Here is a 23,370-nt window from a genome sequence, read left to right as displayed (position 1 = left end):
AAGACGCAAAATCTCAAAACTCGGTCTTTTTGTAAGTGCTAAAGCACTAACAAAAATTTGGCGGCTGAGCCATCACAGGGCTTTTGCTCCCGACTAGATTTCAATTTCTACTTGGATAGAATTAGACACATACTTCTTAAATAACAGTTTCATTTCTTTGCAAAAAAAGAAGATACTACTAAAACCACAGCAATATACTGCAATTCCAATAATATCTTCTATTAATTTTTCTGAAGTTACTTATATAAAGATAGAAAGCACCATCTAGTCCGGAATAGCAAAGAAAATTGGCTCAGCTGTGAAATTTCTCTTGGCAATTTATTGCCTAGTGAAAGACCGAGCTTGAAGACTTTGCCCGGTTCTGGGCTTAGCAAAGGCTCCAAGTCGTATCCACAGCGTTCCAGCCAAATTTTCTTTGCTATGGAGGACGGCATCATAAACAATAGCTAAAGTACATTTTTCCGATGCTTAGGCCCCGGATTAAGATTCCACTTCAACAACCGTCTAACTTGTTGAACCGAAGTCTTCCATTCCAAAGTCGCCAAAATTAAGAACACCGGTATGAACTGAATTAAATAACGACTTCTACCACCTTCAAAGATTAGTAAGAAAATAAAACCACCAACTAATGATAATCGTAATATCTGTATGATTTTCCTATCATCTTTCCAAGCAAAGAAAATCAAGCCTAGCCAAATACACCAAAAAATTTGAGTAAGAAAACGGAAATCTCCGACATTGTTACCATACAATAGTACGAAATTCTCCAGTTTTCCCTTGAAACCGTGTTTATCCGGCGTGTATTTACTAGGTGCTGAAATACCTTCACGTAGCCAACCAAAAGTTCCGTCAGAAGTATTGTTCTTTTGCTTTACAATCAAGAATTTGATATAGCCACCAAAACCCATTTTATGGAGTCTCTTTTTGATAGATTTGACTGAATAATTGATTCGATCTTTCTTATTGATCAAAATAACCATCTTATATGAATCTTTGGCATTGTAACCACCAGTTTTTGACAGTCCCATATTGATGAAGTGAATCATCGGCTTAGCTCGGAACGTATTCACATGAATATATGTCTGATTATCGATTGCGTGATTAAATTTGTAGTAGCTGCTACCGGCACCAAGCGCCAAGACACTCGTTACCAAAAGTAGCCAAATCCAATGTTTCTTATTCTTATTAAATAGACTGATTAATTCGATAATTATAATGGCAATCATCGGTACGATTCCGGATGGCTTGATGAAATACGTTGCTCCAACCGTAAAACCACCTAAAACGGCAAAAACTAACTTCAAAGCTTTGCCCATATTCGAACGAGCAACAATAACGTAACAAAGAATATAAAACGCTACGAATGGCAAAACCCAAGTATCAGTATAGGGAACAACTATTGCCGGAAAAAGTGCCATCCACATAGCTTGAAGATACAAAAGAATGGGAATCTTTGATTTATCTATCACGAAGACAGACCCTAAATTGAATAGTGCTGCCAAGTCGACCATAATTATCGTCATAAAATCAAAGAACATCCATGACGTATGGTGAAAAATCAACGCAATCTGATGTTGCAACAACAGCAATCCCAAGTTATTCGGGTTAACACTGAAATAACCAATAATATTGACATCTTTAGTATTCGTCAAAGCAGCATGAACTGCCCCAACATCATCGTGCACACCGTAGTGAATCCGTGAGACGAAAACGATTTGCCATAAAATCGCCAATATGAAACAAACTGTCGCCGTGATCCAACTTCGATCAACAAATAGCCACAGCAAAAAATCTCTCACCGAATGATTTACGTAACAAATAGTGAATAACGCCCCAATGAGTAACAACACTACTGTCGTAAAAGCGGTTGTCCCAATTCTCGTAATAGGATTATCTCCCAAGATCAAATTGGACGATGTCAAAGCAAAAATAAACGTAGCTGTAAAGAAAATATAAAAGATTATCTTTATAGCTCGATTGTTAAATTTAAATAATGTCTCTCTCATATATTCCCTCAATATACTTTTCCTATATATGAATAGAGTACAACGTAAGAATTTTTTTATAAATAGCTGATTCTATTTACTCTCTTTTTCTAACAAATGACGCTTCAAACGTGGATAAATCTTATTAGCAATCGTTTCAGCAATAATGAAACCAATCGCTAAAGACAGTCCTACAGTCAAAGCTTTCACGAAACCGTAGGCTGCCAAGGCATCTTTTCCCAAAGTAAAATTCTTCATGCTATCGTATAAAATAGCCCCCGGAACTAATGAAACCAAGCATGGTACGTAAAAAATATTGACCGGTGCTCGTACTAGAATTGCGCAAAGATTTCCTAATAAACCAATCACGACTGCTCCCAAGAGGTTAGGCATAATTAGACCATGATTGATTGATTCAACAAGAATATAGACTATCCATGCCAAAGCACCAACGATTCCTGAAGGTATCAAAGTCCGTCTAGGATTATTGGTAATGATCCCGAAGCCAACGCTAGACAAAAAGCCGAAAATAAAGCCATAGATCAATTGCATTGTCATATGATTAACCTCCCCAAATTGCTCGCATCAAAATTTGTCCGACGATTACACCACTACCGATAGAAATACCCGACATAATTGCATCAGTCGCACGAACTAATCCAGAGATCGTATTTCGTTCGATGATCTCTCGCAAAGAGTTGGTCATCGGAACTCCGGGAACTAATGGCATCAATGCACTAATAATAATGTAATTAGCATCGTGAGCAATTCCGACATCCCCTAAAACATTAGCGATGAAACTAATTGCTAAGCTTCCTAAGGCTACTGGTATATAAGGAGTCTTATTGTGATGTGCGACGAATTGGGAAATCAAATAGCCAATAATTCCCACAAAAAAAGCCAAAAACAAATCACCCCAAGTAGCCTTGAACAAAAGCATCGGTGGCATGGAAACTAGCCCAGCTCCAATACATTTGACTAACCATGAAAAATCTCTTGATTCGTGATCGACTAATTGAACTTCTTTTTTGAGCTTTTTAAAACTAATTTCATGTCGATAAAATTGTCTCGATAAAGTATTGATGTCATCTACTTTTTGCAAGTTAAAATCCCCTACTCGCACTTTAAAGATTCTCGTGGCAGCGTCTTTTTCTGAGCTAACAAAAATACCAGTCATTGTCGCGTGACAAACAACCGGTAAATTGGCAGCTCTTCCAACATATTCAACTGTATTTTCAACTCGAGCCGTTTCTGCCCCATTCTCTAGTAGAATCGTACCCACTTGACCACAAAGAGTAACAATTTCTGTTGCTGTGATTGTCTCCATGCCGGTTCCCTCCAAATGGTAGATTTTGTCTCAATAAACTATTATTAACATATTCTAATCTAGAAAAACAGTTTTTGGATTAATTTTAATAATAAAAAAAGTAGATTCATTTTCATGAATCTACTCATCTTTACAAATCATTTTAATGTTTCAAAGTTGTTGTCTTTAACAAGACTAGCCACAATAAAACGACTAGACCGGCTACAACTAGGACAATGTTAGTTGGCTCACTACCTGTTTGTGGCAAAGTAGCAGTTTGTGATTTATTATCTTCATCTTTAACCGTCTGAACATCGCCAATGTTACTCAAGTTGCCTAAATCAGAAATCAATCCTGAAGCATCATCAGAGTTGGAACTTGAACTATCCAGCAAGCTAGACAAATCAGCAGGATTCAAACTGCCAAAGTTCAAATCGAAGTTCAAATCTTTGTCCAAGCCAAAATCAGGAATATTCAAAGAAATATCACCAGGAATCAAATCACTCAAATCAGTCAATTTCTTGATTGGGAAGTCAAAAGTAATGTAGTTACTATCGCCTTCACTCTTGAAAGTTAAATTGAATGGTTTTTGTCCATTGATAGCATTGATTTCAAAAGCAGTATTACCAAATTTCTTTGGATACTTGATTGTTGCTTCAACATAATAAGTTCCGTCAGGGTTTTGCATAACCTTGGCAGTATTAGTGAAGTAAGGTGAAATCAAAGAACCATCGCCATTATTTTTGGAAATTTGATACGTCAATTCCTTCAAAATAGTCTTAGGTGTTTGCGTATCGGTCGAATCATTAGTATCAGTGTCACTACTATTATTATCTTGAGTAGTATCCGTATCGTCGTCATCTTCACTTGGAGTAGCGATGATATCATTGTCAGAATCGTTACTTGCTCTAAGGTCATTCAACAACGTTTTAGCATCATTAACTCTACCGGTAATATTATTTTCTGCTCGAGTTATTTTGTTGAGACTATCTGCTAGAGTTTGTGAATTTGGATCATCTAACGAACTCATATCGAATCTAAAAGTAACATTTTGCTTATCAACATTGAGCAACAACAATTTAGTTTGTACTGTTGCTGGAATATCTTTGTCCAAATCATTCAAGCTATCGATTGTAAAGCTAATTTGAAGGTGATGACTATCTTTAGTCGTAACCTTTGGCGTTTGATTATCAATAGTTGAAACGGTCAAACCACTGATATTGCTGACGCGAGCCGTAATAAAGACTTTATAAGTTCCATCATCGTTAGGAACAATCGTCGCACTCTTAGTAAACAAAGTATTCATTGGTGACAAAGCATTGGAATTCTCTTTATAAACTTCATAATTAATTGTTTTATTATCGCTATCGTTTGTATCTGCTTGAACTGTTTCTTCTAATACATTGGGTGAGCCCGTATCATTCAGACCTACCACACCAAATATTCCTAAAAGCATCCCCACAGACAATAGACTAATTAAAAATTTTTTCATCGTATCGCCCCTTTTAACATATACCAATTTTATCATATTAATATCTATCTCTGAAAATAATAAGACAAGTTTCCCAAATTATCGAATTTATTTTCATTAGAAGTATTAAAGCCTCATTATAGAAATATTTGAAATAATCTAATGGATAGATATATACTTATACTTATTACATGCAGGAAGGTGAATTTTTTATGAAACAAGGGACAACAATCCTAACTCTCGACAACGGATATCATTTGTGGACTAACACTCAAGGACACGGTGACATCAAACTACTTTGCCTCCACGGTGGACCCGGTGGTAACCACGAATACTGGGAAAACTTTGGCGAAAAATTAGCTGACCTTGGCGTACAAGTTACAATGTACGATCAACTAGGCTCATGGTACTCAGATCAACCCGACTACTCTGACCCAGAAATTGCTAAAAAATATCTAACTTACGACTATTTCCTAGAAGAAGTTGAAGAAGTTAGACAAAAATTGGGACTAGATAACTTCTACCTTATCGGACAATCATGGGGTGGCGCTTTAGTTCAAATGTACGCTGCTAAATATGGTCAACACTTAAAGGGTGCTATCATCTCAAGTATGGTCGACGAAATTGACGAATACGTTAAGAGCGTTAACCAATGCCGTCTTGATACTTTAGGTCCGGACAAAGTTAAATACATGCAAGATATCGAAGCTAAAAATGACTTATCAGATCCAACATATCAAAGCTACGTTGATATCCTAAACGCTGAATATGTTGATCGTAAGCAACCAACAGCTATCAGACATTTGATCGATACTATGTCTGTTCCTGTTTACAACACATTCCAAGGTGACAACGAATTCGTTATCACTGGTAAATTAAAGGATTGGCACTTCAGAAAACACCTCAAGGAAATCACTGTTCCTACATTATTAACTTTTGGTGAACATGAAACAATGCCTATTTCTACTGCTAAGATTATGCAAAAGGAAATTCCACATGCACGTCTAGTTACAACTCCAAACGGTGGTCACCACCACATGATCGATAACGCTCCGGTTTACTTCGATCACTTGGAACAATTCATCAAAGATGTTGAATCAGGTAACTTCAACGACTAACAAAAAAAGCTCTCCATTTTTGGAGGGCTTTTTGTTTTGATTTAATTAGTTTTGATGTACTTTCTCCACTTGAGACGACTCAACCACGTTTGTTGAGCGGAAGTACCATGATCTTGTGAATGTTTGGCATATTCACCTTCATCATCTAAGACATAAGAATTCTCAGTATCTTTAGCGAAGACTTTGACGATTTTAATTAGTTGTTGTTTAGGCTTTTCTTCAATGATTGGCACTGCAATTTCCACACGACGTTCCAAATTTCTCGTCATCATATCAGCCGAAGAAATCCAGACTTCAGTGTGATCATGACCAAATTGGAATTTGAAAATTCGACTGTGTTCCAACAATTGTCCGACAATACTCTTAACTCGAATATTCTCCTTAGGACCACAGATACCTAGTTTCAAAGAACAAGGCCCTCTGACAATCAGTCTAAATGGCAAGCCAACTTTAGCAGCTGCGTAAATGGTGTCGATAATCTCAATATCAGTCAAACCATTTACTTTCATGAAGACTTCTCCTTGTCCATCACGCAAATATGCTTGAGCAGCCTTCTTGATATTGGCGATAACCATATCGTTGATTCCATTAGGTGAAGCCGTCAACAAATTATAATGTGACTTCTGACCAGTCTTTAAATAATTGAAAAACTTAATGGCATCGTCCACATAAGTTTGATTGCTAGTAAAGTAACTGATATCAGTGAAACCTTTGGCAGTAATAGCGTTGTAGTTACCAGTTCCAATTTGAACGTAACCTGTTTTATCAGCATGCAAGACCATACAAATTTTCGAGTGAACTTTATTGACCTTGTCGCCGAAGATTACATTAACGCCGGCTTTTTTCAACGTTTTGGCTACTTCAATGTTGTGTACTTCATCAAAACGAGCACGCAATTCTACTACTGCTGTGACGTTAATTCCCTTAGCAGCAGCTTCTTCAAGTAATTGCAATAGTCGTGAATTCTTTTCAGTTCGATAAATAGTAATACAAATTTCAGTTGTCTTTGGATCTTTAACGGCCGCATCTAAGTAGTCGATGAAGACGTTGAATGAATCATAAGGATATTGCACCAAAATTGGCGAATGATTCAAGTATTCCAAAATATTATTGGAAGTATTCCAGTTCAAAGCGTCAAATGGTTTATAAACTAATTCTTTATTATCGTCACGGAATTGCTTATAAAAGACATTCAAGAACTTCAAATCAACTGGTCCTGGTATCTTATAAACACTCTTCTTATTGAGTTTCATTAATTTAGAAAAGTACTTACGACCCTTTTCTTCGTCTTCGTCAGAAAATTCAATTCGCATGATTTCTCGTAAGTCTCTAGTATCAACGTAATGAATCATCTTCTCGAGATACTCTTCATTACTCATATCTTTGTCCAAGAAATCGTAAGGCTTATTCTGGTCATAAGTTGCTCGAAAGACCATGATCTTCGAAATTTTATATTTTCTGATTAGATCTTTAAACATAGCCCGCATGACATCTTCGATTAGAATATAGCGACCTTCAACCCCAGTTTCCAACAAACGTCCCAAATCTTCTGGAATAGGACAAGTGTATGTATACTTAGGCGTCTCCATTAAGAAATAAAGATTCTTTCTAAATTTATATTCTTTGGAGAAACGTTGCATATCAAGACGTGGCACAATTTTTTTCGTGTAGAATTTCTTGACTGTCTTTTTCTCTGAATCGGATAAATCCTTATACTTCACTAAATGGAAGATATCTTTTTCTGCTGCCTCTTTCATCAAAGCATCGTAAGCCTTGTATTGTTCAGAAATATTTCGTTTATTGAAATCATATTCCCGATCCAAGACCCCTTTACCTGACAAGCCAGTTCTTTTATCGCATTTGTTTTCATCTACTAAAGTATGAATGTTATGGACCCGCACACGGAAAAATTCATCCAAATTATTTGACGCAATAGCCAAAAATTTTAATTTCTCCAAAAATGGAACGTTGGGGTCATAGGCTTGATCAATAACTCTTCTATCAAATAAAATCCAACTTAAATCCCTATTATAATATCTATCCTTCATATACTATTTACCCTTCATTCCTAAATTTAACTTTCATCCCTCTGCTCTTTTTTAAATGATTCATAGTCGTATTCGACCTGCTTGATATAACTATTGGTAAAAGTCATCAACGAGTTAGCAATATCAGCGTATTCGGCTCCAAATCCAATAATCAATGGATAGTTTGGAGAATGAGAATGAGCTCTGGCCAATAAAATAACGCAAACTTTCACGTAATCCTCAAACGATTCAAAGTCCAATTTGTCCAAGTTGATCGACGATTTCATATCCTTGAATTGACGCATGTAAAAACTATATTTTTTCGTATCAAAAGCACCTAAGAATGGATCAGATGCACTTTGCAAAATCAATTGACTATTGACGATATTTTGTCCCTGACTAACTTCATCATCAGAGTACAACTTGTCGTCATTGTAAATTGGCAAGGCCTGTTTAGCCTGCAATACTAAATAGTTACTATCCAAATCTTGTAGCAAGATCAAATAACATAGTGTCCCCACACTACCAACGCCCACACTGTGACGTACGATATCAACGATGTCAAAATCTTCTAGAAACAGACGAACATCGCTTCTTTGACCTTTCTTATAGTCCTTATAGCCATCGACCACGCTCTTGTAGTCTTTTTCACTGATGTGTTGCGTTACCGGCTTGTTTTCCACAAAACGTCTAGCACCAGTCGCATCTACTTCAGTATATTTTTCAATGACTAGTTTGGAGTTACTCTTTTGAGCTTTCTTGATACTCTTGGCTATCATTTTATTGAATGACTCTTGGAAATATTCCTCATTATCTTTCAATTTACCAAAGATTTCAGTAATGTTTTGCAAAGTATTCGGTAAAATAAATCGCTTCATTTCAGAAATCTTTGTCATATGACGCAAAGTATCGAAGTATGTATCTACTACCGTCAATAAGAATTCTTGAACGTCAGTTTCTGGAAAACCATGTGATCTTGCTACTATCAAAGCACTGACTAATAAACGCTTCACGTCATATTCCCAATGACCCAAATGTGCCTCATCGAAGTCGTTCATATCAAATAGTAACTGCCCCTCGGACGAACCATAAAAACCGAAATTACCTAGGTGAGCATCACCACCGACCAATACCTTTATGCCGCTATTTTCATTTCTCGACAAATCATAGTGCATGACATCAACCGTTCCCCGAAAGAAAGCAAACAATGACTTAGACATTCTTTCCCGTTTGACTGCCAAAAGTTCCGGCACTAGTAGCTTGTTTTTGATGTTTAAAATCTTATGAATATTGCGTTTCTTTGGTTCATATTGGTTGAACTTATCCGACACGGTCGTCGCAAAAAAACGTCCTCTGATGATCAATTGTTCAGTACTCTTGAAGGCATCAGTATCTTGATAAGTGTACGGTGTTCGATGCATAAACTCATCTCCTCAAATTTATTATACAATAGCTTTCCTAGATAACGATTATCTGATGTTACTTTTTTCATTAAAGTTTACTATAGTGAAATATATTTTTTAAGTATGACTAAAATTTACTTATTTTTATGAAAAGGGATAAAAACTTAGGATAATTATACTATTCCGGACTAGATCCTACTGTATTCTTAATAATCAAATAAATAAGCATCTATTTAGACAATAGTTATGGGCTATAAATCTGAATAGATGCCATTTTTATTTATCAGAACCACCGGCCAACAATACCAACATTTGGATCGTAGCTGGATAATAGTCGCCACTAGGAATTGGTGTCGTTAAAACTTTTTTATAGCGATTCTTCAAAACTTGATTATTTAATACTTCTGCTGAATACACTACTGGTGCTGAAAAGGCCGTATTTTCGTAATTCTCGACTCGCTTGCCATTCAGAGTATAGATAGCAGTAATTTTCTTTTGTTTTTCAAAGAAGTGATTCAGCTTAGTTCCAACTGTTTTGCTAACTTGACTGTGATTCAACTGATAATCGTAGGCCACTCGCCAAGGTATCCGACAAGCATTGAAACCGTATTGATTGTCGTGTTTGGAAGCAATTTGATTAGCTTTAGTCGTCGCAACGTCCAAATTAGACCCACTGACTTCAACAAAATCTGCCATCAGACCAGTTTGATGCTGTTCGCTTAATTTTTTCAGCGTCTTTTGACTATTCTGCATTGTCTTCGTCCAACTACCGTCTTTCGTATAGCTGGCAAATTCACGAAAATAAGCTGAAATCAAATCTGATGTCCGAACCACATTTTGATTTTTGCCAGTAGCCCAATCTCCTACTTTCGGCAAACTAGTTTCTGAATTGATCTCATATTTAGAAATCCCTTGAATCAAATCCACAGCTAATTTCTGATAGTCGATTTTGCCTTTACTGCCCCATTTTTTATCAGCCAAAATCAATGAATAAGCAATATCCAAATCACCATCGGTAGCGCTAGTTTTTTCAGCTTTGGTGCTGACCATCTTGTTAGCTGTTTGAGTTTGCCGCCAAGCCATCAAGGGATTATCCGCACTGATTCGATGGGACAAGTAGTAATTGGTCAGCTGATTGAAAGTTTTTTGATTGCCAAACCCTTGTTGAGCTGCCATGACTGTTATCAACATCCCATAGCCTTGAGCCTCTGAAAGTGTCTGTGCCTTTGTTCCATTATTAGTTTTAACGAATTTTTGAGTGTTATTACCTCTTAAATAAGCTTTTTCCCAAATTTTGTACTGTGATTTAACGGTTTCTGAACTAATTCCGGTCGTACTTTCTTTTACTGATGTACTATAAATCGCAAAACCGATAGCAAAAGAAACAAGAATTATCAAACCACCGATCAACCACTGATATTTATGCCGTTTGAACATCATAAAATCCCCTTAGAAACGCTGAGTTTTATACCATTTCGTATTATTCTTCCCTGTAATTTTGTCACGGATAATATCCCACATCGCCACAACTGAAACGACGATGAATAGTTGAGCATAGGTGAAATAAGATACCAACGTGTACATGAAATTTTTGACCGTCTCTTGTCCGTAATCACTTGCCAAAGCAATATTCATCTGTAGCAAATACAAGAAGAACATCAACAACCAGTTGACCATGAACAAAATCGACAATGGTGCTCCCAAGGACACGATTTGATGAACTTGAGGAAAGAACGCATGCGTAATTGCCACGATTAAATTTAATAGAAAAATCCCGTTGGAAACAATAATCGCAAAATTGAACCAGAAAAACGTACATACGTAATAGAAAACTTCCAATTTGATTCGCCAAGCCGTGTTATCAAACAAATGTTTTACATTATCCATGATAACTTCATAGTTACCACGAGCCCAACGCTTTCTTTGATTATAGTAAGCAAACAAAGTCTCCGGCTCTTGTTGAAAGGCTTCCGCCCGATGAGCTAGAGCTATCAATTTACCTTCACGCATCAAACTAAATGAAATCGCCGTATCTTCAGTTAAAGCACCGTCATTCCAACCACCGATCGATTGAACTATCTTCTTATTAATGATGAAATTAGTACCGGGAATTCGACCGATTTTGAACAATTGCCACAACCCAGTGTGTTGAATCCGTTGGGTATTGACGATTTCCAAGTTGATACAACGAGTCAAAAAGTTCTGTTGATAGTTACGGGTCTTATTGCGACCAAAGGCTGCCGCGTAACGTTCTGGATTTTCGAGCACTTTTTCAACTAGAAAATACAACGCATTAGTTTCCGGAGCAGCATCGGCATCATAAACTCCTAAATACTCACCTGTTGAAACTTTCAAAGCATCATTCAAAACTCCAGCTTTACCACCGGTACCAGTCCGCTCGATAACTCGAAAATTACAATCCTTATATTGCTTCAAGGCCATTAATTCACGGACTTTTTGGGCAGTTTGATCATTACAATTATCCGCATAGACTAACAACTCATAGCGATCCTTAGGATAATTCAAATTTAAAATGGCTTTGACGGTATCTTGAATAACGATTTCTTCATTGTGTGCCGGCACGACCAAAGTAACTTTAGGATAACGTTTCAAAGGTGGCAATTTATCAACATTAGTGTGCTGCATGTGTTTAAAAATAAAAATAACGCCACCACTAAGAGTTACGACCATCATGATCAATGACAGCCAAATCGTAATGATGGCAATCACATAAAATGTCTCAATCATCGTCTTTGTCCTCCAAGTTGAAGTGGCGAATTGTTAATTTAAATATTTTCCACCAACAAATCGCTAAAATAATTACCACAATGCCGAAAAATATCGTAATACCTAAACTAAACGAAAATAACCAACCAAATTTATCTAACATTTATTGGCATCTCCTTACATGTACTCTTTGACGATATCAGTTTCCGCACTGCGCTCTAGTTGCAACAAAGTATCTTCAACTGTGTGGTCTTTAGCTCTATCTTGAGTAGAATAAGTTACTTGTCCCATTCTTAAAACTAAAGCATTCCGAGCCAAGCCAAATTCTTCGGCAATATCGTCAATATGATCTTTGATTTTTTTCTTCATGATTGGCGCATTATCGGCTCCTAACATTGGTGACAAAATTACGAAGCGACCAGCACCGATATAGTACAAGTGATCAACGGTAAATAACATTCCGCTCAAATGTTCAGCTGTAGCTCTTAATAAACGATTGAATTTTTGGTTTCCTAAGAAATTGACGATATTTTCTAGAAAATCGATTTTGACCATTGTTAAAGTGAAACGATAATCTTTTTCATGGTAATAGACTAATTTCAGTTCACGAGCAATCGCAACATTCAAAGCTCTTTTATTCAAAGCTCCAGTGATAACTTCAAGGTCAGGTTTTTCTTGTTGCAATTGAGCTAATTCTTGCGCCAAGGCTTTTCTTTTGAGCAACTGATGATCCAATAAATACATCAAATAAGTCGTCAATGGTGTAATCGTCAACAAAGCGATTGCTGACCAAAAATACATCGACCTCGTATAAGGAATCATCAACATCAAGCCACCAGCGCTCATACTAACAAAAGACAAGACACTGCCTAGGATAATGTACGTCGTTCGACCCAACAACAATCCTAAAATGAAAACTAACGAAACGATTAAAAAGTTGATCCATGAACCATCAACCACGCTCAAATACAACAGTGTATATTGATATATGAGGATCAAAAGCATTCCTATAAAAACCATGTTATCTGCTGATTTTAATTTCATTAATTTAACCTCAATGAGCTTTTTAAATATAACTTGATTTATAATTCAAACTACAATAATGTTATTTTTCATCAATGTCAAAGCTTTACACCCAGAGTATACCTTGATTCAAACCTAGTCACACAAATGAGTTCATAAAAGAGACAATCGGTCTATTTCAACGCAAAAAAAAGCTCCCAGAATAATTTCTGAGAACTTTTTTTATTATTTCTTAATTATTATTTTGCTTTTGCAGCAGCTTCGTCAGCATAAATTTTGTTTCTCTTCTTCATTTGCTTTGCGTACCAGATGAAGATCAATAGGTATGCAACAAGTGCTAATGCAGCGTAAAGAACAAATTTAATTTCACCAGTTGAAGCGTTACCTACTAAGTAAGCCAAGAATTTTTCAATAGGACCTTCCATAGTTGAGTGGGAAATCATTGTACCTGATGCTAATCCCTTAGGGAATGCGCCAAGTTTCTTAGCTGTTTCAGTAACCATAGGAGCTGATAATGTACCGGCCCATAGGAACAATGGAAGTTCGATAGCACCGATAACGATCATACGAATAATCTTACCACGTGTAACAACTAGCAAGGCTGGTGTAACACCCATGGCGATGATACCACCTAAAGGCAAGATCTTGTTTCCAGGTAGTACTAAAGCTTCAAGAAGCATGATAGGAGCCAAAACGTTAGCGGCAGCCCAGATTTCAGCACGTCCGGCGATAAATGGCCAGTCAAGTCCAACGTTCATTGTACGACCCTTAAGTTTCTTGTTAGCAAAGTCTGTAATACCTTGTGATAATGGTTCAACAGCGGCGATAAACCAAGCACCGATTTGTGAGAATAACTCCAAACAGAATGCAGCTGTAAATGATAGTGTAAAGATTTCCTTAACACCTTGGTGTGAAAGTAAACCGATAAAGATACCTAAATAAATACCAATGGCGAATTTACTTCCCCAGAATCCAATCTTCTTGTTCAATGCGGCAGCATCGAAGTCATATTTATCAAGCCATGGGAAGATTTTATCAAAAATCTTATCGAAGACCATGATAATTGGGTTCATCATGTAGTTCATGTGTGTTGTAGTCATTGGGTTTGAAGCTGGAGCGTTTAATAGATCATTAAAAGTAGGTTTCATCAAATCTGAATTGATAATCTTCAAAACACCAATGAAGATAACTAGGATTGTAGTGATCAATAGGTTTGCACCAAAGAACATAGCTAGCAATCCAACGAAAGCCAAGTGCCAAACATCGAAAATATCAACATCAAGCGTATTTGTCTTGTTCATAAGAATCATAACGATATTTACGATAACTAAGACAAGTAAGAAGAACAATGTGTATGGAGAACCCCAAGTAATAGTAGCAAGTGGGGCCCAACCTAAGTCAGTAACTGATAGTTGAATACCAGTTGACTTAACGAAGGCGTTCAATGCATCTTGGAAAGCTGTAGTTAGCAAACCAATAACGGCACTGATAGCTGTAAGAGCGATGGCTAATTTAATACCACCCTCCAAAGCTTTAGAGAATTTAACTCTAAATACCAAAGCGATGATTGTCAAAACGATTAACATCATTGGTGCGGCACCAAGGTCAATTAAAGGCTTGAAAATCATATTGGCGAAATCAATTATTCCTGACATATTCCTTTTCCCCCTAGATAAGTCTTAAAAACTATGCTTTACCGCTGTCCTTAATGGCTTGTTCTACTTGGTCATATACAGGTTTTGCCATAGCAGGCATTCTATATAGGATAGGACCGGCATCAACAACTGGACAACTTGGTGTAAAGCCAAGATCTGTAGCAGCGATTGGTGTGAACAAATCGTAATCCTTCATCATATCTTCTGTGATGTCCTTAACCATTACGGCATCAGCTTGAACATCGTAACCACGATTGCTCATTTCTGTTTCCAAAGCGTCTTTGATTTGGTGACTTGAGTTAACTCCGGCACCACAAGCAGCTAAAATTTTAAACATAATAACTATCTCCTTTTCTATTCGTTACTCTTTGCATACTTAGTAAATTTACGATCTAAGAAAGAATAAATCTCTTTTGGATCGTCACTCTTAAAGAATGGTACAAGCTCGTTTTCAGAAGTACGAGCCATAAAGTCCATGATCTGTGCCAAAATGTTTGATTGGCCTTCTGGATCATTATTTAGGATCATGAATAAAAACTTCACTGGGAATTCCTTCGATGGATCAATCATATTATGGAAGGAAATCTCTTTATCCAATTTAATTGGAACAATCATTCTTGCTTTAACAAACTCACTTTCCGTATGTGGGATTGCGATGTTTGGTATCTTTGGAGATACAACTGACATATCAATTCCAGTAGGATAGTTTTGTTCGCGTTCCAATAAATTATTAATGAAGTCCTTAGTTACTAGATCCTTCTTTAATAAAGAATCAGCTATTTCACGAAACACATCCTCTTGTGTTGAAGCTTTTGAAATATAAACTTCGTTTTCGCTAAATAGTTGATCAGTAGCTAATTCACCCATTAACACCATCACCTACCCGTTTTGTTTGTTTTTGTTTACAAGAACAATGGTAAACGCTCTCATAAAATATGTCAATACTTAATATCAAAATATAAACCTTTTATTATGTTTTCCTATATATATCAACAAAGCAACCATAGTTACCGTTCAATTAGCAAAGTAAATGCTTTCAAAATTTTAAGCATTTATGTTCGAAAAGGAATTGACAAGTGAACAACTAGATGCTAAATTATGTTTGTAACGAACAATAGTAAACAAAAAGAGGTGATCTTTTGTTAAAGAAAGAACGCTTTCTAAAGATACTATCGGAATTAGATAAAAACGACATCGTTACTGTCAATGACTTAACTACATTATTGGATTGTTCTGATATGACCATTCGCAGAGATCTTGAAGAGTTGTCGGAATCTGGCAAGTTGATCAGGATTCACGGAGGAGCACAAAAAATCAGTGTTTCCCCATTGGAAGAAGCTTCTCACGTTGAGAAACGAGAAGTTCATATTAAGGAAAAACAAGACATAGCTAAATTAGCGGCAAACGAAATCGATAATTTCGATACTATCTTTATCGGTCCAGGAACAACGCTTGAACTGATTGCTCAAAATATTAAAAACATTAATTCTTTGAGAGTCGTGACAATTAGTATTCCTGTCTTTGAAAGCTTTAAAAATTCAGATCTTAACTGTGAACTGATTTTGGCTGGCGGTATTTATCGGAGTCGCTCAGGAACATTGATTGGAGCTTTAGCAAGTAATGCGGTGAGTGGATTGAAATTCGATAAAGCATTCGTAGGTGTCAATGGTATTCAAAATTCACAAATTATGACTGCCAATACCGAAGAAGGTCGGATTCAAAGCGTTGCTTTAAACAATTCCCAGACAAAATATATCGTCGCCGATAAATACAAACTTAATAGAAATGATTTCTATACCTTCTATAGTTTGGACGACATTGATTATCTGGTTACTAACAAGAGCACTTCCAAAGAAACTATCGATTACTATCAACAGTATGTAAGACTTATAACCAACTAATAACGGAGGGATTATTTTATGAAAATCGCACTAGCTTCAGATAAAGCAGGATTTGAATTAAAGAACTACATCAAGAACTATCTTGAAAATGAAGGCAAAGGTTACGAAATCGTTGACCTAACAGAAAACGAACCAGCTGCAGACTTTGTTGATTCATCAGTTGAACTTTCACACGCCGTACTAGATGGCAAGACAGATCGTGGAATTATGTTTGATGAATATGGTACAGGTTCAGCTATGGCAAGTAACAAGATTCATGGCATGGTTACAGCTAACGTTACTGAAGAAAACACAGCTCACATGACAACACAACACAACGGTGCTAAAGCTATTGCTATCGGTGCTGGAATCGTTGGTAAGAAACGTGCTGAATCAATCGTTGATGAATACTTAGGTGTTGATTACGCTGGTGGACGTCACCAAATCCGTTTGGACATGCTAGAAAAATTATATTAATAGGAGGGAATTAATTTATGATTATTGCATTAGGAAACGACCATATTGTTACAGATACTAAAATTAAAATTTCAGAAATGTTAAAGGCTATGGGCCACAAGGTTATTGATGTTGGTACATACGACCACACAAGAACTCACTACCCTATCTACGGACTACGTGTTGCTAACCTTGTTCGTGATGGCAAAGCTGATTACGGTGTTGTACTTTGTGGTACAGGTGTTGGTATCTCAACTGCTGCCGACAAGAACCAAGGTGTACGTGCTGCTCTAGTTGCTGATACAACAGCTGCTAAGTATGCTAAGGAACACTTGAATGCTAATGTTATCAGTTTCGGTGGTGCCGTTGTTGGTGAACACTTGGCTGAAGAAATCGTTAAGACATTCCTTGCCGCTGACTACTTAGGCGAAGATGACGACCTAGTTAAGAAGATCGATGCTGTTGAAGCAAAAGACAATCCAGAACAACACGACAACCCTCACTTCTACGATCACGAAATGAAGCTATGGGACGAAGGATTCTACCACGACTAAGATTAGAGAGTGGAAAGCAACGTTTAGATTTTGAGCATTTGCCTAGCTATAAGAATTGGCTGCGGAATTTGTACTTGCAGACGATTTTTATAGCGTAGCAAAGCGCAGAAATCTGTTGCTTGTAACTCGTTTTAATAGAGAGTGGAACAAGCCTGGGAACTTTCGAGGATTTGCCTAGCTATGGGAATTGACCGCGGTATTTGCACTTGCGGGCGATTTTCATAGCGTAGCAAACCGGAAAAAGTTGGCTTGTGTAACTCGTTTTGATAGAGAGTGGAAAGCAACGTTTAGATTCAAATAAAACATGAGCTACCATTGTGTAACTCATTACCAGGGCTATATGAAATAAAAGTTAGCCTTGCGTCAAGCACTGAACTGAAATGGTACAGTGCTTGACGCAGGACTAACTTGAGAGGTTTGTTTCATAGAACCCATTTTTAATGGCCGAAACCAGACTAATTAAAAGTAAATAAAGGAGTCCGCACAATGAGTAATTCGGTTTTAACAATCACCATGAACCCTTCAGTCGATATCTCTTATCCACTAGAACATCTTAATATTGATACCGTTAATCGTGTAAAAGATGTTTCCAAGACAGCTGGTGGTAAAGGATTAAACGTTACTAGGGTTTTGAGACAATTAGGCGTTTCCGTAACAGCATCAGGTATCATCGGTGGAACAATTGGTCAGTTTATTACTAATCAATTGGATGAGAATGACATCGATCACGCTTTTATGAAAATCAGTCAGGAATCACGTAACTGTATCGCTATCTTACACGACAATGGCGATCAAACAGAGATTCTTGAAGCCGGTCCTATCCTTTCAAAAGACGATGAAAATGCTTTTCTAGAGCACTTCAACGATCAAGTTGGTAACTTTGGATTGGTAACAATTTCTGGTAGCTTACCACAAGGACTTTCAACAAGTCTTTATTCTAAAATGGTACAAGTTGCTGCTAAACATGATGTCCCTGTCGTCTTAGACAGTTCAAATGAAGCATTGCGTTTGGCTCTAGAAAGTGACAACAAACCATTTATGATCAAACCTAATCAAGATGAAATCGCTCAATTAATTGGCAAAGAAGTCACTGATTTGAACGACTTGAAGGAAAAACTAGCAACCGAAGAAATTTTCCAAGGAATTCCTTGGGTTGTAGTATCACTCGGATCACAGGGCGCATTCGTTAAATACCAAAATAACTTCTTCAAAGTAAACATTCCAAAAATACACGCCGTTAACCCTGTTGGTTCTGGTGACTCTACTGTAGCTGGTTTAGCCGCAGGTTTAGTCAAGAATGAAACACCAGAAGATATCATGAAAAGAGCTATGACAGTCGGAATCCTAAATACTTTGCAGGAAAAGACTGGAAATATTGACATTAGCCAATATAAAGATTATTTTGAAAAGGTAGACATAGTTAAGTACTAATGTTTAATTTATTATTCGGAGGAATGAATGTATATGACAACACCAAGTAAGTACGCAGCACTAGAAAAAATGTCTGACAAGAACGGAGTTATTGCAGCTCTTGCTATTGACCAACGTGGTTCACTAAAGAAAATGTTAGCCGCAGCTGCAAACAAACCAGCTAACGAAGAAGATATCGTTGAATTCAAAAAAGCTATTTCAAGTGAATTGACACCTTATGCTTCTGCTATCCTATTGGACCCAGAATATGGTCTTCCAGCTTCAAAAGTTAGAGCCGACGGTTCAGGTCTATTAGTTTCATACGAAAAGACAGGTTACGATGCAACAGAACCTGGTAGATTACCAGATTTGATTTCTGTATGGTCAGTACGTCGTTTGAAGGAAGCTGGAGCTGACTCAATCAAGTTCTTGCTATACATCGACCCAGACGAAGATAAATCAATCATCGATCAAAAGGAAGCCTTTGTAGAAAGAGTTGGTGACGAATGTGTTGCCGAAGATATTCCTTTCTTCGTTGAATTAGTTACATATGATGACTCAATTGGTGACGTTAAGAGTGCCGAATACGCTAAGGTAAAGCCTCACAAGGTTATCGAAGCTATGAAAGAATTCTCAAAGCCACAATATCACATTGATGTTTTGAAGGTTGAAGTTCCTATTAACCTTGACTACGTTGAAGGATTTAACGGCGACAACCCTGTTGTTTACACAAAGGATGAAGCTATCAAGTACTTCAAGGAACAAAGTGATGCTACTAAATTGCCATACATCTTCTTGAGTGCCGGTGTTTCTGCACAAGCCTTCAGAGATGAACTACACCTAGCTAAAGATGCTGATGCTAAGTTCAATGGTGTTCTATGTGGCCGTGCTACATGGAAAGGCGCTATCGAACCATTCGCTAAAGACGGTGAAGAAGCTGGTAAGAAGTGGATGAACGATCAAGGTAAGAAGAACATCGAAGAACTAAACAAGGTTCTTGCTGAAACTGCAACTTCATGGAAAGAAAAAGTTTCAAAAGACTAATATTTAGTTATTAGAACTAATTGATTCGAATAAACTGGGTTTTCTTAGGCGAAAGTCTGAGATTATCCAGTTTTTCGTTTATTTTGCAATTTTATATATTTATACATATTGGGGGAAAAATTAATGGTACCAGCCAATTTTGAATTAGCTAGAAATGCTATCACATCAATGGTTTTAGTCCTTTTGATAGTCGTTTATATCATTTATATGATTTCTAAAGTTTCACATCGTAATGAAGAAAAGATTTGGACTGGCGATACGGTCGCCCTAACCTTCATTGCCATTTATTGCATCTATTTAACATTCACGAATTTCTTCAAGCTACCAGAGAACTTGAGTTATATCAATACGATCGTCACCTTCATTGTTATGTTGGCAGTTGTATTGTTTATTATCAGTTCTATTATTAAGAAAGTTAAAGTTAAATTCAGTAAGAAATAGAACATTCCGTCCTCCATAGCAAAGCAAATTTGGCTGGAACAATGTGCTTTGCTATTCCGGACTAGATAGTGTTTTTTAATATAAAGATATAAAGATTAATGGCATCTATTCAGAAATCCTCTAAGCAGGACGATTGAACAGATGCTATTTTTTTACAATTACAATACGTATAAACTAGCCGTCTTTATGAAGCAAAAAAAATTCTTGATGCTATTCTAAACTAATAAGAATCGTTAAGGAGTATGACATTATGAGTAAAATTATCGTCATTACTGGTGCTTCTAGTGGTATCGGTGAAAGTAGCGCTAAATTGTTGGCTAAGCAAGGAAATACGGTAGTTTTAGGTGCTCGGCGCGAGAATCGTTTGGAAAAAATCACTCAAGATATCAAGAATGACGGTGGACAGGCAAGTTTTAGAGTTACTGACGTTACGGTTCTGTCTCAAGTCCAAGCTCTTGCTCAATATGCTTTAAATACATATGGACGAATCGACGTTTGGATCAATAATGCTGGGTTGATGCCTCGTTCTGAATTAATCAAAGGTCGCGTTGACGAGTGGGATAAAATGATTGACGTTAACTTAAAAGGTACACTCTATGGAATTGACTCTGCCCTACCAATCATGCGTAAACAAAGTAGTGGTCAAATCATCAATATTGCTTCTGTAGCTGGTCACGCTACTAGCATCGGTTCCAGTGTTTATTCTGCTACCAAATTTGGTGTTAGAGCCATCAGTGAAGCCCTACGCAAAGAAGAAGCTGCTGCTAAAAGCAACATTCGCATAACGGTCATTTCACCGGGGGCTGTCAAAACGGAATTGCTAGATCACGTTAAAGATCTTGAAACCAAACAAAATTTGGACGCCTTTTATCACGCTTACGCCATTAGTTCCGATCGGGTCGCACAAGCAATTGCCTTTGCCATCAACATGCCTGACGACACTACTATGAATGAGATTGTAATGCGCCCTACTTCTCAACAATAATCGTGAAGAAAGTGATTTATGAATGAAAATTTCTGAAGTAAGTAAAGTTGTAGGATTATCGGTAGCCACCATTCGTTACTATTCAGATTTGGGATTGATTCCTTCCGAAAAAAGAGATTTAACCGGCGAACGAATTTTTGATGATGAAGCTGTCGTTTGGCTCCAAGGAATTAAATTTCAACGGGAGCTTGGCATTCCTATTTCCGAAATCAAAAAGTATTTGGAACTTTGCCAAGAAACTGGTCCCGCTGCCGTGAAACGTCGTTATAAAATGCTTCTCAAACAGCGTGAAAAAGCTAAACGAGACTTTCTAGATTCTGTCGAACGAATGGACATCATTGATTCAAAAATTAAACGTGAAGAAGAAATTATGAAGGGAAAAAGGTCTGACAGTTTGAGTGCCGCCAGACGTTTTTCCCAGTAAAAAACCGCAACCTAATTGATTGCGGTTTTTATATTATCCAATTTGACTAGTTCCATCGTTGTAATTCAAAGTAACGCCATCTTGCACGTTAAAAATATAAACATTGAAGTGAACTGAATTATCGCCAACTGATTGAGCTTCCATTTGAACCCCTCTTGGTAGTAATTCATTGCCACGAAAGACTGGCGTGACACGATATCTGATATAGTGCGAACTGCTTTGCTTCAAGTAATAAGCGATGTCCATTTCATGAGCTAACATTTCCGGACTATTCAATGAACGAGTTCCCGTCATCAAATTCTTAGGATTGTTATTTTGACCAGTTAGTTGATAGCCAATCAAATGACTACGATTGTACAACCAGCCACCACTGATACGCTTGTTATGCCACCCAGTTGGATTCCAATGGAGCGGTTCACGTTTAGCAGAAGGCATCAAAGATACGTTCAACAAAGCATTGGCTGCTGTAACTCGATTCAAATTATCCAAGTCGCCATACTTTTGCCAAGCACCATTGACCGTACTTAAATCAGCCTGCGAGAAATTAGGCTCATTATTATTGACGATAATTTCTTGCGTACCATTATAGTCAAGATTAGCCAAGTTTGTATTGTCAGCTTGTTGAGTCTTCTGATTAGAATGTTCATCGACAAATTGTTGATCAGATGCAATCTGCTTTTGAAGTTTAGTGATCGACTTCTTCAACCTTTTATTCTTAGAAACTAATTTTTTAGTACGTTTTTGATAAGTTTGACTGCTGATGACCTCTGACTTACCTTCTACTTCAGTCTGCTGACCGGCATAAGCGACGCTTGGAATCATCAGTAAAACCATCAGTAATTTAACTAATTTTTTCATCATCTCAAGGCCCTCCGATATCCTGCGTTAATGGCATCTTGTTCATTGTCAAAATAAACCGCATTTTTGGAGTTCATTCGATAGCCACTCTGACCTGGGACATGATAAATGTGTGAATTAACGTTGCCGACGATTTTCCCCGAATCAGACGTATTCATATCCGTATTTGATTGTGATTGACTTTGTTCTTCCGATTGTTGGTTGGCAGAACTAGCTGATGCTTCAGATTGTTGTTTTTGTTGCTCTTCTTGTTGCTTCTTTTGAGCTGCAGCCTGTTGTTCTTGAGCCTTTTTCTCATCACTTTGAATTTGTTGCTTTTGTGATGCCAAAGTATCAGCCTGTTGTTGAAGTTTTTTCTTCTTCGCTAACAAGGCAACATTTTCTTTCTTAGCGATGCTGTATTTTGACTTATCAGCCTTAGTAGCTTTTTGAACCGATTCAGTTTTGGTCGTATCAGAAGAATTTGATGTTGATTCATCTTCTGAACAACCAGAAACCACTAATAAACACAGCAAAATACTCAATAAAGCAATGAATTTCTTACTTGCTGTTTTGGATTGAGCCATCCCCTTGTCCCCCTTTTGTTAAAACTTCTTATTTCAT

24 protein-coding genes are annotated in these 23,370 nt (G+C 37.2%); 9 read left to right on the top strand and 15 right to left on the bottom strand.

From position 1 onward, the window contains the following. Positions 1-446: 446 nt before the first annotated feature. From LF20184_RS01035 to LF20184_RS01020, 4 genes are all read right to left on the bottom strand, one after another. On the bottom strand, positions 447-2,006 hold the full coding sequence (locus LF20184_RS01035; protein ID WP_056945202.1) for a TIGR03766 family XrtG-associated glycosyltransferase: 1,560 nt from the start codon (positions 2,004-2,006) through the stop codon (positions 447-449). Between the two features lie 72 nt (positions 2,007-2,078). Next, entirely contained in the window at positions 2,079-2,543 is a 465-nt protein-coding gene (locus LF20184_RS01030) for a threonine/serine exporter family protein (RefSeq protein WP_010018916.1), read from the bottom strand. Between the two features lie 4 nt (positions 2,544-2,547). Then, positions 2,548-3,312 carry a threonine/serine exporter family protein gene (locus LF20184_RS01025; RefSeq protein ID WP_010018917.1) on the bottom strand — a complete coding sequence of 255 codons (765 nt, stop codon included), beginning with the start codon at positions 3,310-3,312 and terminating at the stop codon, positions 2,548-2,550. A gap of 142 nt (positions 3,313-3,454) precedes the next feature. Next, the gene (locus LF20184_RS01020; RefSeq protein ID WP_010018918.1) at positions 3,455-4,783 is read right to left on the bottom strand and encodes a hypothetical protein; all 1,329 of its coding nucleotides are present in this window, start codon (positions 4,781-4,783) and stop codon (positions 3,455-3,457) included. Between the two features lie 191 nt (positions 4,784-4,974). Here LF20184_RS01020 and LF20184_RS01015 point away from each other — a divergent pair, with 191 nt between their 5' ends. Further along, entirely contained in the window at positions 4,975-5,880 is a 906-nt protein-coding gene (locus LF20184_RS01015; RefSeq protein WP_010018920.1) for a proline-specific peptidase family protein, read from the top strand. 41 nt (positions 5,881-5,921) lie between these two features. Here LF20184_RS01015 and ppk1 read toward each other — a convergent pair whose 3' ends face one another. From ppk1 to LF20184_RS00975, 9 genes are all read right to left on the bottom strand, one after another. After that, positions 5,922-7,928 (bottom strand): polyphosphate kinase 1, encoded by a 2,007-nt coding sequence (gene ppk1 / locus LF20184_RS01010; protein ID WP_010018921.1) that lies wholly within the window; start codon positions 7,926-7,928, stop codon positions 5,922-5,924. A 26-nt stretch (positions 7,929-7,954) separates the two neighbouring features. Continuing rightward, a complete protein-coding gene (locus LF20184_RS01005; RefSeq protein ID WP_010018923.1) occupies positions 7,955-9,328 on the bottom strand; it encodes a DUF2252 domain-containing protein in 1,374 nt (457 codons plus the stop codon). A gap of 258 nt (positions 9,329-9,586) precedes the next feature. Continuing rightward, positions 9,587-10,747: a family 8 glycosyl hydrolase gene (locus LF20184_RS01000; RefSeq protein WP_010018924.1), complete on the bottom strand. Its 1,161-nt coding sequence runs from the start codon at positions 10,745-10,747 to the stop codon at positions 9,587-9,589. Between the two features lie 12 nt (positions 10,748-10,759). Next, complete coding sequence (locus LF20184_RS00995; protein WP_010018925.1) at positions 10,760-12,058, bottom strand: glycosyltransferase family 2 protein; 1,299 nt, start codon at positions 12,056-12,058, stop codon at positions 10,760-10,762. After that, positions 12,051-12,200, bottom strand: coding sequence for a hypothetical protein (locus tag LF20184_RS12635; protein WP_010018926.1), 150 nt, complete (start codon positions 12,198-12,200; stop codon positions 12,051-12,053). Before LF20184_RS12635 ends, LF20184_RS00995 begins: the two co-directional genes overlap by 8 nt. 14 nt (positions 12,201-12,214) lie before the next feature. Then, positions 12,215-13,081 carry a diguanylate cyclase domain-containing protein gene (locus LF20184_RS00990; RefSeq protein WP_010018927.1) on the bottom strand — a complete coding sequence of 289 codons (867 nt, stop codon included), beginning with the start codon at positions 13,079-13,081 and terminating at the stop codon, positions 12,215-12,217. A gap of 218 nt (positions 13,082-13,299) precedes the next feature. Next, on the bottom strand, positions 13,300-14,715 hold the full coding sequence (locus tag LF20184_RS00985; RefSeq protein ID WP_010018928.1) for a PTS galactitol transporter subunit IIC: 1,416 nt from the start codon (positions 14,713-14,715) through the stop codon (positions 13,300-13,302). A gap of 31 nt (positions 14,716-14,746) precedes the next feature. Then, positions 14,747-15,052 carry a PTS sugar transporter subunit IIB gene (locus tag LF20184_RS00980; protein ID WP_010018929.1) on the bottom strand — a complete coding sequence of 102 codons (306 nt, stop codon included), beginning with the start codon at positions 15,050-15,052 and terminating at the stop codon, positions 14,747-14,749. 17 nt (positions 15,053-15,069) lie between these two features. After that, on the bottom strand, positions 15,070-15,582 hold the full coding sequence (locus LF20184_RS00975) for a PTS sugar transporter subunit IIA (RefSeq protein ID WP_010018931.1): 513 nt from the start codon (positions 15,580-15,582) through the stop codon (positions 15,070-15,072). Between the two features lie 272 nt (positions 15,583-15,854). Here LF20184_RS00975 and LF20184_RS00970 point away from each other — a divergent pair, with 272 nt between their 5' ends. The 8 genes from LF20184_RS00970 to LF20184_RS00935 all read left to right on the top strand — a co-directional run bounded on the left by LF20184_RS00970 (position 15,855) and on the right by LF20184_RS00935 (position 21,909). Further along, positions 15,855-16,616, top strand: coding sequence for a DeoR/GlpR family DNA-binding transcription regulator (locus LF20184_RS00970; protein ID WP_010018933.1), 762 nt, complete (start codon positions 15,855-15,857; stop codon positions 16,614-16,616). 18 nt (positions 16,617-16,634) lie between these two features. Beyond that, positions 16,635-17,072: a galactose-6-phosphate isomerase subunit LacA gene (gene lacA, locus LF20184_RS00965; protein ID WP_010018935.1), complete on the top strand. Its 438-nt coding sequence runs from the start codon at positions 16,635-16,637 to the stop codon at positions 17,070-17,072. 17 nt (positions 17,073-17,089) lie between these two features. After that, positions 17,090-17,605 carry a galactose-6-phosphate isomerase subunit LacB gene (lacB, locus tag LF20184_RS00960; RefSeq protein ID WP_010018936.1) on the top strand — a complete coding sequence of 172 codons (516 nt, stop codon included), beginning with the start codon at positions 17,090-17,092 and terminating at the stop codon, positions 17,603-17,605. Between the two features lie 486 nt (positions 17,606-18,091). Then, the gene (locus LF20184_RS00955) at positions 18,092-19,036 is read left to right on the top strand and encodes a hexose kinase (RefSeq protein ID WP_010018937.1); all 945 of its coding nucleotides are present in this window, start codon (positions 18,092-18,094) and stop codon (positions 19,034-19,036) included. 27 nt (positions 19,037-19,063) lie between these two features. Next, positions 19,064-20,059 (top strand): tagatose-bisphosphate aldolase, encoded by a 996-nt coding sequence (gene lacD / locus LF20184_RS00950; protein ID WP_010018938.1) that lies wholly within the window; start codon positions 19,064-19,066, stop codon positions 20,057-20,059. A 123-nt stretch (positions 20,060-20,182) separates the two neighbouring features. Then, a complete protein-coding gene (locus tag LF20184_RS00945; protein WP_010018940.1) occupies positions 20,183-20,500 on the top strand; it encodes a hypothetical protein in 318 nt (105 codons plus the stop codon). 250 nt (positions 20,501-20,750) lie between these two features. Continuing rightward, positions 20,751-21,485, top strand: a complete 735-nt coding sequence (locus LF20184_RS00940) for an SDR family oxidoreductase (protein ID WP_010018944.1) — start codon at positions 20,751-20,753, stop codon at positions 21,483-21,485. A gap of 22 nt (positions 21,486-21,507) precedes the next feature. Further along, positions 21,508-21,909: a MerR family transcriptional regulator gene (locus LF20184_RS00935; RefSeq protein WP_010018945.1), complete on the top strand. Its 402-nt coding sequence runs from the start codon at positions 21,508-21,510 to the stop codon at positions 21,907-21,909. 33 nt (positions 21,910-21,942) lie between these two features. On the opposite strand, the gene LF20184_RS00930 is transcribed toward LF20184_RS00935, so the two are convergent. Both LF20184_RS00930 and LF20184_RS00925 read right to left on the bottom strand, forming a co-directional pair. Continuing rightward, complete coding sequence (locus LF20184_RS00930; RefSeq protein WP_010018946.1) at positions 21,943-22,770, bottom strand: DNA/RNA non-specific endonuclease; 828 nt, start codon at positions 22,768-22,770, stop codon at positions 21,943-21,945. Continuing rightward, a complete protein-coding gene (locus tag LF20184_RS00925) occupies positions 22,767-23,333 on the bottom strand; it encodes a sunset domain-containing protein (protein ID WP_010018947.1) in 567 nt (188 codons plus the stop codon). The genes LF20184_RS00930 and LF20184_RS00925 overlap by 4 nt, the downstream gene beginning before the upstream one ends. Between the last annotated feature and the right edge of the window lie 37 nt (positions 23,334-23,370).

The sequence above is a fragment of the Companilactobacillus farciminis KCTC 3681 = DSM 20184 genome, from assembly GCF_002706745.1.
In the GTDB taxonomy this organism is placed as follows: Bacteria; Bacillota; Bacilli; order Lactobacillales; family Lactobacillaceae; genus Companilactobacillus; species Companilactobacillus farciminis.
Note: the sequence above shows the minus strand (reverse complement) of the source record. Positions and strands in the feature narration are given on the sequence as shown.

Coding starts and splice junctions, on each gene's coding strand:
- LF20184_RS01035 (WP_056945202.1), bottom strand. CDS start 2,006: ATGAGAGAGACATTATTTAAATTTAACAATCGAGCTATAAAGATAATC.
- LF20184_RS01030 (WP_010018916.1), bottom strand. CDS start 2,543: ATGACAATGCAATTGATCTATGGCTTTATTTTCGGCTTTTTGTCTAGC.
- LF20184_RS01025 (WP_010018917.1), bottom strand. CDS start 3,312: ATGGAGACAATCACAGCAACAGAAATTGTTACTCTTTGTGGTCAAGTG.
- LF20184_RS01020 (WP_010018918.1), bottom strand. CDS start 4,783: ATGAAAAAATTTTTAATTAGTCTATTGTCTGTGGGGATGCTTTTAGGA.
- LF20184_RS01015 (WP_010018920.1), top strand. CDS start 4,975: ATGAAACAAGGGACAACAATCCTAACTCTCGACAACGGATATCATTTG.
- ppk1 (WP_010018921.1), bottom strand. CDS start 7,928: ATGAAGGATAGATATTATAATAGGGATTTAAGTTGGATTTTATTTGAT.
- LF20184_RS01005 (WP_010018923.1), bottom strand. CDS start 9,328: ATGCATCGAACACCGTACACTTATCAAGATACTGATGCCTTCAAGAGT.
- LF20184_RS01000 (WP_010018924.1), bottom strand. CDS start 10,747: ATGTTCAAACGGCATAAATATCAGTGGTTGATCGGTGGTTTGATAATT.
- LF20184_RS00995 (WP_010018925.1), bottom strand. CDS start 12,058: ATGATTGAGACATTTTATGTGATTGCCATCATTACGATTTGGCTGTCA.
- LF20184_RS12635 (WP_010018926.1), bottom strand. CDS start 12,200: ATGTTAGATAAATTTGGTTGGTTATTTTCGTTTAGTTTAGGTATTACG.
- LF20184_RS00990 (WP_010018927.1), bottom strand. CDS start 13,081: ATGAAATTAAAATCAGCAGATAACATGGTTTTTATAGGAATGCTTTTG.
- LF20184_RS00985 (WP_010018928.1), bottom strand. CDS start 14,715: ATGTCAGGAATAATTGATTTCGCCAATATGATTTTCAAGCCTTTAATT.
- LF20184_RS00980 (WP_010018929.1), bottom strand. CDS start 15,052: ATGTTTAAAATTTTAGCTGCTTGTGGTGCCGGAGTTAACTCAAGTCAC.
- LF20184_RS00975 (WP_010018931.1), bottom strand. CDS start 15,582: ATGGGTGAATTAGCTACTGATCAACTATTTAGCGAAAACGAAGTTTAT.
- lacA (WP_010018935.1), top strand. CDS start 16,635: ATGAAAATCGCACTAGCTTCAGATAAAGCAGGATTTGAATTAAAGAAC.
- lacB (WP_010018936.1), top strand. CDS start 17,090: ATGATTATTGCATTAGGAAACGACCATATTGTTACAGATACTAAAATT.
- LF20184_RS00955 (WP_010018937.1), top strand. CDS start 18,092: ATGAGTAATTCGGTTTTAACAATCACCATGAACCCTTCAGTCGATATC.
- lacD (WP_010018938.1), top strand. CDS start 19,064: ATGTATATGACAACACCAAGTAAGTACGCAGCACTAGAAAAAATGTCT.
- LF20184_RS00945 (WP_010018940.1), top strand. CDS start 20,183: ATGGTACCAGCCAATTTTGAATTAGCTAGAAATGCTATCACATCAATG.
- LF20184_RS00940 (WP_010018944.1), top strand. CDS start 20,751: ATGAGTAAAATTATCGTCATTACTGGTGCTTCTAGTGGTATCGGTGAA.
- LF20184_RS00935 (WP_010018945.1), top strand. CDS start 21,508: ATGAAAATTTCTGAAGTAAGTAAAGTTGTAGGATTATCGGTAGCCACC.
- LF20184_RS00930 (WP_010018946.1), bottom strand. CDS start 22,770: ATGATGAAAAAATTAGTTAAATTACTGATGGTTTTACTGATGATTCCA.
- LF20184_RS00925 (WP_010018947.1), bottom strand. CDS start 23,333: ATGGCTCAATCCAAAACAGCAAGTAAGAAATTCATTGCTTTATTGAGT.